This is a genomic window from Conexibacter sp. S30A1, assembly GCF_023330665.1.
GTDB lineage: Bacteria > Actinomycetota > Thermoleophilia > Solirubrobacterales > Solirubrobacteraceae > Palsa-465.
Genome location: NZ_CP097127.1, coordinates 392820 through 406893, shown reverse-complemented (window position 1 = coordinate 406893; position 14074 = coordinate 392820). Strand labels below are relative to the sequence as shown.

The window sequence follows — 14074 nt, the reverse complement described above, 5'->3', positions numbered from 1 at the left end:
GCCGACGTAAGCCGGCAGTGATCAACGTCCGTCCCGGCGCAAGCGGTCAACCTCGCCAAATGGTCGATGAGGACCCGACCGACGGGCTGGAGCGATTCGGGCAGGTCATCTGGCATCCGGTGGCGGGCGGCGCGCAGGTCGGCGTTCTGGAGATGAACCCGGAAGGCAACGCGATCCTGGCTGCGCGCCTCAGCGCAGAAGATCGCAACGAGCGTCTGGTGAATCAGCTCGAACCGATACTGGCGCTATCTGACCGCCACGCTGAGATCTTGCGGCCACGCTTCGCGGTCCTGTCGATCAAGATGAGCGGCACCCGTGAGGTGCGCCACGAGCGAGCAGGCGCACCGCCAGCGGGCGTACTTGAACGCGACGACATGCTGATCGTCGACCGCGCCATCAAAGAGCGCTGGCTTGAGCAGATCGTCTGGCGCGACGGAGACCGGATCGCGCGAGACCTGCTTCCTGGCGAGATGCTTCTGCGGCGCTGGCAGAAGAACGGCGTCGGCCTCTGGCTCTCAACGTACGGGCGGCAAATGGACTACGAGACCGACTGGATGGCGCTCACAGCGATGATGATGGTCTCTGCGGCCGAGCGACGCAACGCGACCCGCAGGATGCGCGCCGGGATGCTCACTAAGGGACCACTCGCCGGTAATGGATGGCTCGGACCGGTGCCATTCGGGTTTATTCGCGACAAGCGAACGAGGCGGCTGATGGCCGAGAAAGAAGGCATGAAGTGGATCAACCGCGCCTTTGAAATAGCCGACCCAGCAGGCCGGTCAGAAGACGAAAGCGTGGGCCTCAGCACCCGCCAAGTGGCCGAACTCCTCGCTAACGAAGGCTGTCCGTTCGACCATGAACACATCCGAAGAGTTCTCCAGAGCCCGATCTACAGCACCGGCGAGCACTACTGCTACGTCGGCGGGAAAAAGCACGGCGTGGCAGTGCTCCAGGAACCGCCTGAGAACCCGTGGCCCGTCCCCCGGGACCGGTTCGCCCGGGTGCAGGAAGTGCTCGCGTTGCGAAAAGGACGCTCCGACCGCACGCCGCTGGGAGAATTCCTCTTCAACACCGTTGAATGCGTCCACGCACAGTGCGAAGACAGCCGCCGCGACAGTGGCTTCTACGCCCAGATCGGCGGCTACATCCTCAAGGACGGCAACCCCGATCACCGACGGCTCCGCCACGCGCCGTTCGTTCCAGCCTGCTGCAAGCACGTCCGAGGCAGCGATCGTCGCCGGTTTGTCTGGGAGCGCGACACTCTCGAAAGACCGGTCGTGGAAGCGATCCGTGATCTGGTGCGGCATCCCGAGCTCCAACGGCAGCTCGCGGACGCGATGCGTGTCGAGCAGGCCCTCCCAGACGATTGCCTTTCGGAAGATGAGGAATTTCAGCTTGAGTCCGAGATTGCTGATCTGCACAACCGCGAAGCGGCGCTAGTCGATCGACACACGCGCGGAGAGCTCAGCCCCGAGGAATGGAAGATCCTGTTTCAGCCCCTGCAGTCGCGGCGGCGGGCACTGCAAGCACGCCTCGACTCTAACCGTGAGCGCGCCGCATCCAGTGCTGGGCCACCGAGCGTTCACAGCCAAGACGACCGAACGGCTGCATTCCTGACTCTGCTCACCGTCGAGACACCGACCGATCCACTTCACAAGGCGCTCCGCGCCCGGCTCTTCTCGCGCTGCATCAGCCGCATCGTCATTGACGACGACGGATACGCGGACATCATCATCACCATCGAAGGCCCGCTCGTTCCCCCGGGTGGACAGCCAGAGGACCTCAACCCGAATCTCGCGGGGGCCGATCTCATCGACCTCTACACCGAGACAATTGGAGATACCAGATCGGCCGACACCGCGTACTTGGGCCGCGAGATCGAAACTGACACCGAAGCAAGAGCAGCTAAGGCAGTTTCAAGAGCGGACACGAGCCTGGAATCCCTGCTGTTGCTCCCATCCGGAGCTGAGGTCGACCGACGGAACCGGGACGAGATCGCTTCGACCAGCTGGCGGCATCGAGGCGGAGTCAAATTCAAACCGGGTGACGTGGCGTGGCGAATCACCCTAAAAATCGTGGTGTAGCCACCGGATGGCGCGGCCGAAGACGGGGTGGGATCTACGTTCTCCTTGACTTCCGGCCGGCGGAAACGAGCACGCTCCCCGAGAGAATGCTTTGGTGCCGTCGATCCACTTCATTCGCCCTGGACAGGCTGAACAGGCGTGGGTTTGACGGAGAGTGGGTTAGTAGGTTTTAGAGGGGTTGTCGTATGCGTCACCGACCGATCCCATCGACGCGAGCACCCTCGCGTCGTTGAGCTCTTGGCCGTAGTCGAAGCTGGTGTACTGCTTCGACTCAACCGGTCCTCGCAACAGTGTGTGGTCGCGACCAGCGTAGGGACACTCCAGGCCGGACGGGTTCACGCGGCTGTCGTTGCGTAGGCGCGAGCGGAGCGAGTGCCGTAGCGGCGATAGCCGCGTGCGGCGCCGTTGGGTCTGCTGCGTCGCTGTGAGCAGGTCATGGCGCTGCCGCGAGCAGCTCGTCCAGCGGATGAACTCCTTGTGGCGCCCGTAGTAGCCGTCGTGGCGCACCCGGCCACTCGGGTGCTCTGCGCACACCGGACAAGACATCGAGCCTCCCTGCTCGAAGTCGGTCAGTCAGCAGCGACCGTAGCGGCCCAGCAGGACCAAAATCCCAACTCAGGTCCGCACCGCCTCCCTACCGGGGTCGGGCGCAAAAACGCGCGCAAAACCGAGCAGCTGCCCGAGCCGGGCGGTCGCGCGGGCGGGATGCGGCTCTGCGCCCGCCTGCGCGGCGCGTCCGGCGCGAGCCTCCAGCGCGGGTGCGCAGGACGGCCCGCTCGATGGTTACTCGTTGCGGTGAAACACCGTGAGGGTGCGACGGACACCCACGACAGCGCGCGGCGGGGGCGCTAGGGCGTGGGGGCGCGCTCCGAGGACTCGCAGGCCGCTGGAGGCGTCAGCTCGCGTGGGTTGAGCCGTCAGAAGCCGGCTGGTACCGCTTCGCGGGGTCAGCGCGCCCTTTGTCGTCGAAGCGGAGTCCTTCGGCTTCGAGCAGGGCCTGCGCCTCTTCGGGGCCGCCGATGTCGCCCTGCCAACCTGGGGAGACGCTGCCGTCGCTGCGCAGCACCCGGTGGGCACAGTGCTCCGGGAGGTCGCCGGCCTTCGCGAGGTACTGACCGACTGCCATCCCCGCTCGCGGAGTCCCCCCGGCGGCGACCGCGAGGTCCTGGTAGCTCATCCACCGCCCGTGCGGGATGGCTGCCATGACGCGCATCGCCTTCTCCCAGCTGATCTTCGACGCCGCCTCGGCCTTCTGGCGCTTCTGGTCGCGCTTGACCATGTACTCAGACGCCTCAGGCAAGGGGATCCGCACCGATGAGCTGAGCAGCACCTTCCCGTCGACGCTGTACGGCACGAGCTCGACGCAGGAGATGTCCATGCCCCAGGTCTCGCGCAGCCAGAGCACGGTTGCGGTGACCTCGACTTGGAAGGCCTTGGCGACGAGAATGATGCGCGGCCTCGTGTCCTCGTCGATGCCTTCGAGCGCGCCCTCGGTCACGTGGTTGGTGAAGCGACTGAGCGCCTCGTCCTTGGAGATGGCCGCAGGCGCCGCGCCATGATGCTTCGCGTAGAGGTCGAGGAGGTCGTCGAGCGTGAGCGTCGCCGAGAACGCGGCGTACCGCAGGGCCTGCAGGTCCTGCCGGGACCCGGAGCTGTCGCGCTTGAGCTCAATGACCACGAGCCGTCCGGCGCGGTCGAGCGCGAGGATGTCAGAGCGCTCCTTCGTCTTGTCGAATCCGGCGAACTGCGTCGTGACGACCAGCAGCTCCTCTCCGAGGACCGCGGGCGCCGCCGCGAGCCATCTCTCGATGTGCTGTAGCTCCAGCGCGCCAAGCTGAGCGAAGGAGTCGGGCTCGATGGCCTCCGGGGTGGCTGAGAGCGCACCGCCTGGAAGCTCGAACAGGAGGGATGCGGGTCGCGGCGTCATGACGGTCATTGTCGCCGGAACTGACCGCCGCGGCTACCGCACCTGCTAGATGGCAACTGCCGCGCTGCAGCGGAGCGGGAGCATTCACTCCACGCGGGTACCTGCCTGTCGGCGTCGTCTGTGAATCGTCCTGGGTGTGATGGAGGCTCTGGCGGTTTGATTTTGGCCAGGCCCTGGTCGTCCTGGTGGGTAGCGTAGAGCTGTCCTGGTCGGGCCTACGCCGCCTGCATCGCCTGCTCTCGCGATGCAGGGAGGTGCAGCGAAGCAGGTAGTAGGAGGGACTAGGAGGGGCCAGATGACCCCTCCCACCCTTAACAAAACCCCCGTCGCCTCTGGGGTCGTGGCCCGTTCGGCGATTTGAGGGGGGAATACCGCTACCGGGATTCGAACCCGGGTTACCGCCGTGAGAGGGCGGCGTCCTAGTCCCCTAGACGATAGCGGCTTGGACTGCGCGGCCTAGGGTAGCGAACGCGCGCAGCAAGCTGCCCGCACGGCACCGGACTCGGCGCCGATTGCTAATCTGAGCAGCTCACCGCGGCTGTGGTGAAATTGGTAGACACGCAGCGTTCAGGTCGCTGTGCTCTTACGGGCATGGGGGTTCGAGTCCCTCCAGCCGCATCGCCAAGCGCGAGCCCAGTCTGTGGGCTCGCGCGCGAGACTCGGGACCGCAAGCCGACGAACGCACAGAGGCCGGTACCGCAGCAGATGACGACGCTCAGCAAGATCGGCAGGGGACGCCTGGCTGTCGTTGCGGTTGTCGTGCTCGCGCTCGTGGCGCTCGCCGCGATCATCAGCTCGCAGCGCCCGCACCGCACACCGAGCGCCTCCCAGCAGGTCGCCTTCTCCCCCAACCTCGATCCCGGAACGGCGCTCAGCGGACCGGCCCCGAACTTCACGCTCACCGACCAGTACGACCGGCCGGTGTCGCTTAGCGAGTTCCGCGGCAAGGTGGTGCTGCTCGCCTTCAACGACGCGCAGTGCACGACCGTCTGCCCGCTCACCACAACGGTGATGGCCGACGCCAAGCGGATGCTCGGTAGCGCCGGCTCGCAGGTGGCACTTCTGGGCGTCAACGCCAACCCACGCGCGACGGCCGTCAAGTGGGTCCGGGCCTACACCGAGCTCCACGGCCTCACACACCTGTGGGACTTCGCCACCGGCACCTACACGCACCTGAAGCACGTCTGGGCGGCCTACCACATAGCCGTTGAGATCGAGGCCGGCCAGATCGACCACACCCCGGCGCTGTTTCTGATCAACCGGCACCAGCAGCTGACGCGCCTGTACCTGACGCAGATGTCCTACGCAAGCGTCCCCCAGCAGGCGCAGCTGCTCGCCCAGCAGGTCTCAAAGCTGCTCCCCGGTCACCCGGCTGTCCGGTCGCACCTCTCCTACGCCCCCGCCAAGAGCACGCCCCCCACCCAGCGCGCCGTGCTGCCGCTGGTCGGCCACGGCAGCGTCACCGTCGGGCCCGGTAGGCCACGGCTGCTGATGTTTTTCGCAAGCTGGGATCAGGAGGTGATGAACCTGCGGGTGCACCTTGACTTCATGAACCGCTACGTGGCGCTCGCCAAGCACGCGGGCCTGCCGCAGCTGGTCGCCGTGGATGAGGCAAGTGTCGAGCCAAACGCGCGGGCGCTGCCGCGCCTGCTCGCGACCCTGAAGGCACCGCTTTCCTACCCTGTCGCGATCGACAGAAGCGGCGCGCTCGCCGACGGCTACGGCGTGCAGGACGAGCCCTGGCTCGAGCTCGTCTCACGCAACGGCACCGAGCTCTATTTCCGCGATCTCTCGACCAGCGGCTGGCCTTCGCTGGCGACGCTCGCCCAGCAACTGCACGCCGCGCTTGCAACCTCAAGCGGCCCGCTCACCAAGACTGCGATTCGCGCCGAGCTGAGCGGCTCGCCCGCGCCGCTGGCGGCGCTGCACGCCCAGGCAAGCGAACTGATCGGCAGCGTCAGGGGGCTCAAGCAACGGCTTCGGGAGCTGCGCGGCTACCCGGTCGTGGTCAACTTCTGGGCCTCGTGGTGTGTCCCGTGCCGCACCGAGTTCAAGCTGTTCGCCTCCGCCTCGGCGCGTTACGGCCGCCAGGTCGCGTTCCTCGGCGCCGACGTGAACGACCCAGCCGGCGACGCGCGCGCTTTTCTGCGCGCGCACCCGGTCAGCTACCCGAGCTACCCGGTGTCGCTGGGCGGCACTACTCAGATCCTGCCGCAGGGCCTGGCCGCCACGCCAACCACCGTGTTCTTCAACCGCGTCGGCAAGCTCGACAGCGTGCACATCGGCCAGTATGAGTCGCAGGGCACGCTCGATCTGGCGATCGCCCAGCACGCGCTCGGCTGAGCCGCGCGTGCGCGTCTGAGGCCGCCGCTAGCCGGCCGAGGCGTTCCAGCGCTCGAGCACGCGAGTGTCATGCTCGTGCCCGAGGATCGAGATCGTCGCGGGATCGAGCGCCAGACGGGCACCCAGGGTCACATCGCCACCGGCCCAGCGCGCCGCCAGAACCCGCAGCACATGGCCGTGAGCGAAGATCAGCACGTCACCGTCGGCACGCACCGCCTCGTCGATCACGCCGTCCACGCGCGCGGCGACCTGGGCGGGCGACTCGCCTCCGGGCGCGCCGTCTCTCCAAAGCTCCCAGCCCGGCCGCTCACGCCAGATCTCCTCACTGGTCTTGCCCTCGTAGTGGCCGTAATCCCACTCGGTGAGCGCCGGCAGCACCTCGACCCGGTCACCGAACCCGGCGAGCCCGGCCGTTCGCCGAGCGCGCTGCAGCGGACTTGAGAGCACGCGCGCGAAGTGCATCGCCCCAAGCACCGGCGCGAGCGCCCGTGCACGCGTGACGCCCGAGGTGAGCAGCGGCAGGTCTGTGTGGCTCGTGTGCCGGCCGTTCTGACTCCACTCGGTCGCCCCGTGGCGCACCAGCACCAGACGCGGCTCGCCACCTCCGCCCATCCAGTTCATGTCGTCTCGTGCTCCAGCTCGTGTTGGGCCAAAAGCGCCGCGCCCAGCACGCCTGCGGTGGCCCCCCAACGCGCCAGACGCACGCTGGCACGGCCCCGCAGGCCGGGGTGCACGTAGCCGTCGGCAAAGCCAGCTGCGGTTTTGAGCAGCAGCTCGCCGGCGGCTGCCCCGCCGCCGCCGATCACCACCTCATCAGGGTCAAAGGTGTTGATCGCGTTGGCGATCCCGACACCCAGGGCGTGCGCCCAGCGTCTGACGGCCGCCGCTGCGGGCTCGTCGCCGGTACGCGCCGCCGCCACCGCGTCCGCACCGAGCACCTGGCGTCCGCCGGCGGCAAGGCGCCCGAGCGCCGAGTCCGGACGCTCGCGAGCGGCAGCCTGGGCGAGATGGTCAAGCGCCGTACCTGAGGCGAGCGACTCGAGCGAGCCGGGCTGCGGGAAGTTAGCCGAGGGGGCCTGCATCTCGGGCTTGCAGGCCAGCCCGATCAGCGTCATGCCGAGCTCACCGGCGCCGCCGCTGCCACCCCGGAAGATGTGCCCATCGATCACCACACCGCCACCGATCCCGGTGCCGACCGTGATCATCACGAGGTTCCGGGCAACGAGCTCCATGCGCTCGTCGTAAGCCTCGGCCAGGGCCGCGACGGTTGCGTCGTTATCGACGTAGACGGGGACCCCGAGCCGCTCGCCGAGCACGTGACGCAGTGGCACGCCGGCGAGCGGGATGTTCGTTGACGCGGCGATCTCCCCGGTCTGGAAGCGCACGATCGACGGCACGCCGATGCCGACCGCGCGGCATCCGCCTCCACCGGCCGCCTCTCCGACGATCGCCACGAGCTGGTCGATCAGCGCCTCGGCACTCGAGAGCGCCGTCGGCTGCTGATGATGCTCGCCCATCCCACCCGCGCCGAGCAGCGTGGCGGCGACCTTGGTGCCGCCGACGTCCACCCCCACCACATTCGTCATAGGCGCGCAGCCGCCGCATCGTCGAGCAGCACGACGATGTCCTCGACGTGCTCTGCCAACAGCGAGGCCGGCACCTGAGGCGTGTGCGGCGCGTCCGGCGCGAAGGCGGCGGCGATCGGGTCGGCTTTCTCCTGGCCCATCGCAAGCACGATCACCCGCTTGGCGTGGCTGAGCGCGGCGAAGGTGAGTGTCACGCGCGGCACGAACGGCTCGAGACCCGCCTCCGGCACCCCGACCGCGAAGCGCGCCCGCTCGTTCAGCGACTCCTGGCCCGGGAACATCGAGCAGATGTGGCCGTCTGAGCCGACCCCGAGCAGCACCAGCTCAAAGCGAATCGCGCCGGGGCCACCACCGACGTGCTCGAGCTCCCGCTCGTACTCGAGCGCCGCCTCCTCATGACCGCGCTCGCCGAGTATGCGGCGGCAGAACTCGACCTCCACACCGGCTGCTGCAAGCGGGTCAAGCAGTGACTGCTTGACCATCTTGAAGTTGGAACGGTCGTCCTCGGGTCCGACACAGCGGTCATCTGAGAACCACAGCCTCGCCCCTTGCCAGTCGCCCGCGCGCTGGCCTGCCGCCAGCGCGTAGGCGTGCCGCGGTGATGAACCACCGGTCAACACCACGTTCTCACCGGTCGCCGCGGCGGCGCTGAGCGCGTCGGCGCAGGCCTGTCCAGGGTCGTCGAGGACCCGAATATCGATGCTCATTGGCTGAAGCTCCTCGCTGCTTGTAGGGCGGGACCGTAGATATGATCCCGGATCAGCGCCTGCCTGACGCCCTCCCCGAGGATCCCTGCCTCGCCGCGTGAGGCACCGAACAGCTGCCACTGGCGGGGCTTTGAACCGGCGCGCTGCTCGCGTGCGACCAACCCGCCTGCCGCTCGCTCGAACGCCAGCGAGAAGCCGGAGCTGCCGCTCACGGTCACGCCCGCAAGGCCTCGGATCGCCTGCTTGACCGGGCTGAACTCGATCGCGACCGAGGGCCCACCACCGGTCCGGACTGCCACTGCGCTGCGGGCGCCCCCGGCGGTGGGCTCAAGCGCGCTGGCGCTCCAGCCCAGCCGCGAGGCCAGCCACCCGGTCAAAAGCAGCGCCGAGACGATCGACCCGGGGTGGTGACGCACATAGATCCGCCGCAGCCCATCAAGCAGACCGGCACGGGCGGGGTCGGAGAAGCTCCCCGCGAGGCGCTCGCGCCAGGCGATCGTCCGCAGCCACGCCAGATCGACGACGTCCACGTGTGAGTCCAGGAGCTCCGCGGCCCTTGACAGCGCCGCGCCGGGGCCGTCGAAGTAGACAGGATCGTCGGTGTCGATCAGGATCACGTCGGCGAGCGGCAGCAGCGCCTCGACGGCATCATCGCGGCAGTGCGGCGACCAGATCACGGTCGGCAGCTCGGGGATCAGGATCGGGTCGATGATCGTGTCCATCCGGCCCGTGTGCACGGCGCCGAGCGCGATCTCGACCGACTCTCGCAAAACGCCCACACCGCCCTCGTCGGCGACGTCGCCGCTGACCGTGGCGTAGCCGTCGATCGTCCGCCGCTCATCCTCAACCGTGCAGAGAATCGTGCGCGACGGGTGGTAGCTCCCCACCCGTTCGAGCCTGTTGACAACCTCACCGCGCCACTCCCGCTCGGCCACCACGATCAGGTTGAGCACCCTTGCTGGCACAAGCGCCTCGTTTTCGGCGTGGCGTTCGCGCAGCAGCTCGCGCAGGGCCGCCTCGATCCGCTCAGGCGTGGTGTCCCGCTCAGCCCAGCGAGCCTCACTCATCGGGCCGCCTCGCCGCTGCTTCGGCGGCCGACCGGAAGGCACACACAGACACGCTCACAGACGCCGCCACGCGCGTCCGTCAAGCAGCTCGACCGCCTGCACAGGTCCGGCCGACCCGGCCGCGTACTGGGGGATCGGCGTGTCGGTGTCAAGCTCCCAGGCGGCGAGGATCGGGTCGATGATGCGCCACAGCGCCTCGACCTCATCGGCGCGCGTGAACAGCGTCGCGTCGCCGCGCATCACATCGAGGATCAGCCGCTCGTAAGCCTCCGGCGACTCGGACAGGAACGAGGTGCCGTAATGGAACTCCATGTTCACCGGTCGGATCTGCATCTTGGTCCCGGGCACCTTGGCGCCCAACGACACCGATACCGCCTCGTCCGGCTGCAGCGTGAGGATCACCTGGTTGGGCTGCACGCCGCCTGAGTCCGGGCCCTGGAAGGCGCTGTGTGGGACCGGCCTAAGCGTGACCGCGATCTCGGTCAGCTTGCGCGCCAGGCGCTTGCCGGTGCGCAGGTAGAACGGCACCCCAGCCCAGCGCCAGTTGTTGATGTAAAGCCGCAGCGCCGCGTAGGTCTCGGTGCGCGAGTCGGCGGCCACGCCCGGCTCGTCGCGGTAGCCGGCGGCCTCCGCGCCGGAAACGACGCCAGGGCCGTACTGTGCCCGGACCGCCATCGCCGCCACCTCATCGAGCGCCGGTGGCGCGATCGCCTCGAGCACCTTGACCTTCTCGTCGCGCAGGCGGTTTGCCTCAAACTCCGTGGGCGGCTCCATCGCCAGCAGCGCGAGCAGCTGCAGCATGTGGTTCTGAACCAGGTCGCGCAGCGCCCCGGCGCCCTCGTAGTAGCCGGCGCGCGTACCGATACCGATGTCCTCGGCGGCCGTGATCTGCACATTGTCGATGAAGTTGCGGTTCCAGACCGGCTCAAACAGGGCGTTGGCGAAGCGCAGCGCCATCAGGTTCTGGACGGTCTCCTTGCCCAGGTAGTGGTCGATGCGAAAGACCTGTGACTCTTCGAAGTACTGGTGCACGGACTCGGTCTGGGCACGCGCCGAGGCCAGGTCGTAGCCGATCGGCTTCTCGATCACCACGCGCACCTCGGCGTCCTCGGAGCTGCTCAGGCCCTGAGCGCCAAGCCGGCCGGTGATCGTCGGAAAGAACTCGGGCGCGGTGGAAAGGTAGAAGATGCGGTTCAGCTGCGTCCCCAAGCTCTGATCCAGTCCCGTCAGCGTCTCCGCCAGCCGCGCATACAGCGTGTCGTCGTCAAAGGCGCCCTGCACGTAGCGGAAGTTCTCGAGCAGCCCGGCGAGCACGTCCGGGTCCGGCCGACGGCGGCTGAAGCGTTCGATCGCCTCACGGGCACTGGCACGGAAGTCCTCGTCGCTCAGCTTGCCGCGCGATACGCCGATCAGCGCGATCCGCTCCGGCAGGGCACCCTCGTGCGCGAGGTTGTAGATACCGGGAAGCAGCTTGCGGCTCGCCAGATCCCCAACCGCCCCGAAGATCACCATCGCCGTGGAGCGCACCGGCTGGCGCTCGAGCCCGGCCACGAGCGGGTTCTCGGCCTCGACGGGCTCGGACTCGGCCACGCTCATCGCTCGAGCAGCCCCTTGATCCTGGTGCTCAGCGACCGGATCGCCGCGGCCGCATCGCCCTCGAGCACCACCCGCTCGGCGGCCAGCCCGTGCGCCCTCAGCGTCGTGAGGTTCCCGGCTGAGGCGGCGTCGATCAGGGTCGTGAAGTCGTAGGACTCGCCCGGGATTGAGAGCTGCGCACTGGGCCTGTTGACCAGCTGCAGGAAGCGTCCGTGGGGCGCGCCACCGAGGTGCTCCTGACCGGTCGAGTGCTGGAAGCGCGGGCCGTAGCCCCAGGTCGTGGCCATGCCGGTCGCGGCACGGATCGTCTCGCGCAGCTCCGCCACCGCCTCGTCGATGCCTGAGCTGTGCGGGCCGGCGGTCGGCAGGTAGCCGAGGATCGCCGTGTAGTGCGGCGGCCCGACCGCCAACAGCTGCTTCAGGGCAGCGTCGTCGGCGGCCTCGATCGCCGGCAGCGCGCCGGACTGCAGCACCTTCCCGGTGTTGTCCTTTGCCTCCTGCACATTGGGCTGGTCAAAGGGGTTGATCGCAAGCGCCCAGCCGGCCACGGCGACCGCGAACTCGGAGATGAAGAACTGCCGGCCAAGGTCCCTGGCGTCTCCGGAGGTTGTGAGCGTGAGCGTCGGCTGGCCGGCCTCGGTCAGGGCGTCGACCAGCGTGTCAAGCCGTGCGTCGGGCCTTGCGCCGTTGCGCAGGTAGACGAACACGCGGTCATCGCCATACACCTCCGGGGCGCCGAGCGGCTCGTCGGCGACCGGTAGGATCCCCTTGCCCTGCTTGCCGGTCGACTCGGCGACCAGCTGCTCGACCCAGAGGCCGAAGCTGTCGATCGGCTCGCTGACGATGAACGTCAGCTTGTCGCGACCGCGCAGAGCGAGCTCGCCGATCGTCGCACCGAGCCAGAGCCCGGCGTTATCCGCCGAGGCGTTCAGGTGCGAGCAGCTCTGCTCACCCTCCTGGGCGCTGCGCAGCAGCTCCGCGACCGGCACCCCGGCGAGCGCCGCGGGCACCAGACCGAAGTAGGAGAGCACCGAGTAGCGCCCGCCGATGTCGCTGGGGTTCAAAAACGTCTTTCTGACCCGGTCCGCATCCGCCCTGGCAGCCAGCGGGCTGCCAGGGTCGGTGACCACGATGAACTGCTCGGGCTTCGCCTTGGCCTTGAAGTAGGCGTAGTGGCTGGTGGTCTCGATCGTGCCGCCCGACTTGGAGGAGACGATGAAGATCGTCTTGGCGAGATCGAGCGACGCTTCGACGGCTGCGATCGCGTCCGGGTGGGTGGAGTCGAGCACCTGCAGGCGCAGCCCGCCCGCGAGCTCGCCGAACGTGCGGCGGATCACCTCCGGGCCGAGCGACGAGCCGCCCATGCCGAGCAGGACGGCGTCGGTGTAGCCGGCGGCGAGCAGCTCGTCGCGGAGCGCCTCGAGGTCCGGGAGGTGCTCGAGCATCGTCTCGGTGACGTTCAGCCAGCCCAGCCGGTTCTCGATCTCGGGCACGCCGGGGCCGCCCCACAGGGCCTGGTCACGCTTCCATACACGCCTTGCGACCTGCTCGTTGACGGCCTGCTCGACGCGCGCCGCCTCCGCCTGCTCGAAGTCCGGCGGCAGGCTCGCGTCGATCGCCGGCGGCCGACCGGTGACAACCGCGGCGCGGGTCTTCTCGATCCCCGCAAGCAGCGATGCCATCGCGTCCTCGAAGAGCTTGATCCCCTCCTCGAGCAGCTGCTTGGTGACGGCCTCCATGTCGATTCCGGCGGCGGCGAGCGCTGCCAGCGCGGGTGTCGCGTCGATTGTCGCGGTGGCGCCCGGCACGCTGCCGTGGTCGGCGACCGCGTTGAGCGTCGCCAGCGGCATCGTGTTGACGGTGTGCGGAGCGATCAGCTGATCGACGTAGAGGGTGTCGGGGTAGGCGGGGTTCTTGACGCCGGTGGAGGCCCAGAGCGGTCGCTGATAGGCGGCGCCCGCCTCGGCCAGCGTCTCCCACTCGGGCCCGCTGAAGAGTTCCTGGAAGCGCGCGTAGGCGGCACGGGCGTTGGCCAGCGCGGCGGTGCCCTTGAGCCGCTCGGCGTCGGATCCGCCGAGCTTGTCGAGCTGCTTGTCGACCAGCGTGTCCACCCGTGAGACGAAGAACGAGGCGACCGAGTTCACGTCCAGGCTCTTGCCCTCGGCGTGCCGGCGCTCGAGGCCGCGAATGTAGGCGCGGGCGATCTGCTCGTAGGCCTCGACGGCGAACAGCAGCGTGACGTTGACGTTGATGCCCTCGTAGATCGCCTGCTCGATCGCCTGGACCCCCTCAGCGGTGCCGGGAATCTTGATCATCACGTTCGGCCGGCCCACCGCGTGCCAGTAAGTGCGGGCTGAGTGCAGCGTGCGCTCCGGGTCGCGAGCGAGGTCGGGCGCCACCTCCAGTGAGACGAACCCGTCCCGGCCGCCGCTCTGCTGGTGGACGCTTGCGAGCACGTCACAGGCGGCCTGCACGTCGGCCACCGCAAGCGTGTCGTAGATCTCCTGGGCTGACTTGGATTCGCGTGCCATGGCGGCGATCGCCTCGTCGTAGTCGGCCGTGCCGAGGATCGACTTCTCGAAGATCGAGGGGTTTGACGTCACGCCGCGCAGGCTCTCCTGCGCGACCATGCGCGCGAGCTCACCGCCCTGGACCAGCGAGCGGCCGAGCTGGTCAAGCCAGACGCTCACTCCCGCCTCGGTGAGCGCCTTCAGTTTCGGGTTCACATCGGCCAGCGTGCTCATCTCGTGTCCTTTTCGTCGTA

The 14074-nt window shown here is 68.4% G+C and carries 10 protein-coding genes and 2 tRNA genes; 3 read left to right on the top strand and 9 right to left on the bottom strand.

Annotated features, from left to right (window positions below):
- The first annotated feature begins 59 nt into the window (after nucleotides 1-59).
- Nucleotides 60-2084: a recombinase family protein gene (locus tag M3M54_RS02040; RefSeq protein ID WP_249020527.1), complete on the top strand. Its 2025-nt coding sequence runs from the start codon at nucleotides 60-62 to the stop codon at nucleotides 2082-2084.
- Between the two features lie 159 nt (nucleotides 2085-2243).
- Here the strand turns inward: M3M54_RS02040 and M3M54_RS02035 are convergent, their stop codons facing one another.
- The 3 genes from M3M54_RS02035 to M3M54_RS02025 all read right to left on the bottom strand — a co-directional run bounded on the left by M3M54_RS02035 (nucleotide 2244) and on the right by M3M54_RS02025 (nucleotide 4453).
- A complete protein-coding gene (locus tag M3M54_RS02035; RefSeq protein WP_249020526.1) occupies nucleotides 2244-2630 on the bottom strand; it encodes a hypothetical protein in 387 nt (128 codons plus the stop codon).
- 349 nt (nucleotides 2631-2979) lie between these two features.
- A complete protein-coding gene (locus tag M3M54_RS02030) occupies nucleotides 2980-4011 on the bottom strand; it encodes an MGMT family protein (RefSeq protein WP_249020525.1) in 1032 nt (343 codons plus the stop codon).
- A 369-nt stretch (nucleotides 4012-4380) separates the two neighbouring features.
- Nucleotides 4381-4453: transfer RNA gene (locus M3M54_RS02025), tRNA-Glu, on the bottom strand.
- Between the two features lie 92 nt (nucleotides 4454-4545).
- On the opposite strand from M3M54_RS02025, the gene M3M54_RS02020 reads away from it, so the two are divergent.
- Together M3M54_RS02020 and M3M54_RS02015 are read left to right on the top strand one after the other, a co-directional pair.
- Nucleotides 4546-4629 (top strand) — tRNA-Leu (locus M3M54_RS02020).
- Between the two features lie 87 nt (nucleotides 4630-4716).
- Nucleotides 4717-6354 carry a redoxin domain-containing protein gene (locus M3M54_RS02015; protein ID WP_249020524.1) on the top strand — a complete coding sequence of 546 codons (1638 nt, stop codon included), beginning with the start codon at nucleotides 4717-4719 and terminating at the stop codon, nucleotides 6352-6354.
- Nucleotides 6355-6381: 27 nt separating this feature from the next.
- On the opposite strand, the gene M3M54_RS02010 is transcribed toward M3M54_RS02015, so the two are convergent.
- Genes M3M54_RS02010 through M3M54_RS01985 form a run of 6 tightly spaced genes read right to left on the bottom strand, consistent with a single transcriptional unit; the run spans nucleotide 6382 to nucleotide 14054 of the window.
- On the bottom strand, nucleotides 6382-6975 hold the full coding sequence (locus M3M54_RS02010; RefSeq protein ID WP_249020523.1) for a histidine phosphatase family protein: 594 nt from the start codon (nucleotides 6973-6975) through the stop codon (nucleotides 6382-6384).
- A complete protein-coding gene (locus tag M3M54_RS02005; RefSeq protein WP_249020522.1) occupies nucleotides 6972-7940 on the bottom strand; it encodes an ROK family protein in 969 nt (322 codons plus the stop codon). Before M3M54_RS02005 ends, M3M54_RS02010 begins: the two co-directional genes overlap by 4 nt.
- Nucleotides 7937-8647, bottom strand: coding sequence for a 6-phosphogluconolactonase (gene pgl, locus M3M54_RS02000; protein WP_249020521.1), 711 nt, complete (start codon nucleotides 8645-8647; stop codon nucleotides 7937-7939). The genes M3M54_RS02005 and pgl overlap by 4 nt, the downstream gene beginning before the upstream one ends.
- On the bottom strand, nucleotides 8644-9714 hold the full coding sequence (locus M3M54_RS01995) for a glucose-6-phosphate dehydrogenase assembly protein OpcA (RefSeq protein ID WP_249020520.1): 1071 nt from the start codon (nucleotides 9712-9714) through the stop codon (nucleotides 8644-8646). The genes pgl and M3M54_RS01995 overlap by 4 nt, the downstream gene beginning before the upstream one ends.
- Before the next feature lie 54 nt (nucleotides 9715-9768).
- Nucleotides 9769-11310, bottom strand: coding sequence for a glucose-6-phosphate dehydrogenase (gene zwf, locus M3M54_RS01990; protein WP_249020519.1), 1542 nt, complete (start codon nucleotides 11308-11310; stop codon nucleotides 9769-9771).
- Nucleotides 11307-14054 (bottom strand): bifunctional transaldolase/phosoglucose isomerase, encoded by a 2748-nt coding sequence (locus M3M54_RS01985; protein ID WP_249020518.1) that lies wholly within the window; start codon nucleotides 14052-14054, stop codon nucleotides 11307-11309. Before M3M54_RS01985 ends, zwf begins: the two co-directional genes overlap by 4 nt.
- Nucleotides 14055-14074: the final 20 nt, after the last annotated feature.

Bases quoted from the DNA above. Each gene is read 5' to 3' on its own strand.
- M3M54_RS02040 (WP_249020527.1), top strand. From the start codon at position 60: ATGGTCGATGAGGACCCGACCGACGGGCTGGAGCGATTCGGGCAGGTC.
- zwf (WP_249020519.1), bottom strand. From the start codon at position 11,310: ATGAGCGTGGCCGAGTCCGAGCCCGTCGAGGCCGAGAACCCGCTCGTG.
- M3M54_RS02015 (WP_249020524.1), top strand. From the start codon at position 4,717: ATGACGACGCTCAGCAAGATCGGCAGGGGACGCCTGGCTGTCGTTGCG.
- M3M54_RS02005 (WP_249020522.1), bottom strand. From the start codon at position 7,940: ATGACGAATGTGGTGGGGGTGGACGTCGGCGGCACCAAGGTCGCCGCC.
- pgl (WP_249020521.1), bottom strand. From the start codon at position 8,647: ATGAGCATCGATATTCGGGTCCTCGACGACCCTGGACAGGCCTGCGCC.
- M3M54_RS02035 (WP_249020526.1), bottom strand. From the start codon at position 2,630: ATGTCTTGTCCGGTGTGCGCAGAGCACCCGAGTGGCCGGGTGCGCCAC.
- M3M54_RS02010 (WP_249020523.1), bottom strand. From the start codon at position 6,975: ATGAACTGGATGGGCGGAGGTGGCGAGCCGCGTCTGGTGCTGGTGCGC.
- M3M54_RS01995 (WP_249020520.1), bottom strand. From the start codon at position 9,714: ATGAGTGAGGCTCGCTGGGCTGAGCGGGACACCACGCCTGAGCGGATC.
- M3M54_RS01985 (WP_249020518.1), bottom strand. From the start codon at position 14,054: ATGAGCACGCTGGCCGATGTGAACCCGAAACTGAAGGCGCTCACCGAG.
- M3M54_RS02030 (WP_249020525.1), bottom strand. From the start codon at position 4,011: ATGACGCCGCGACCCGCATCCCTCCTGTTCGAGCTTCCAGGCGGTGCG.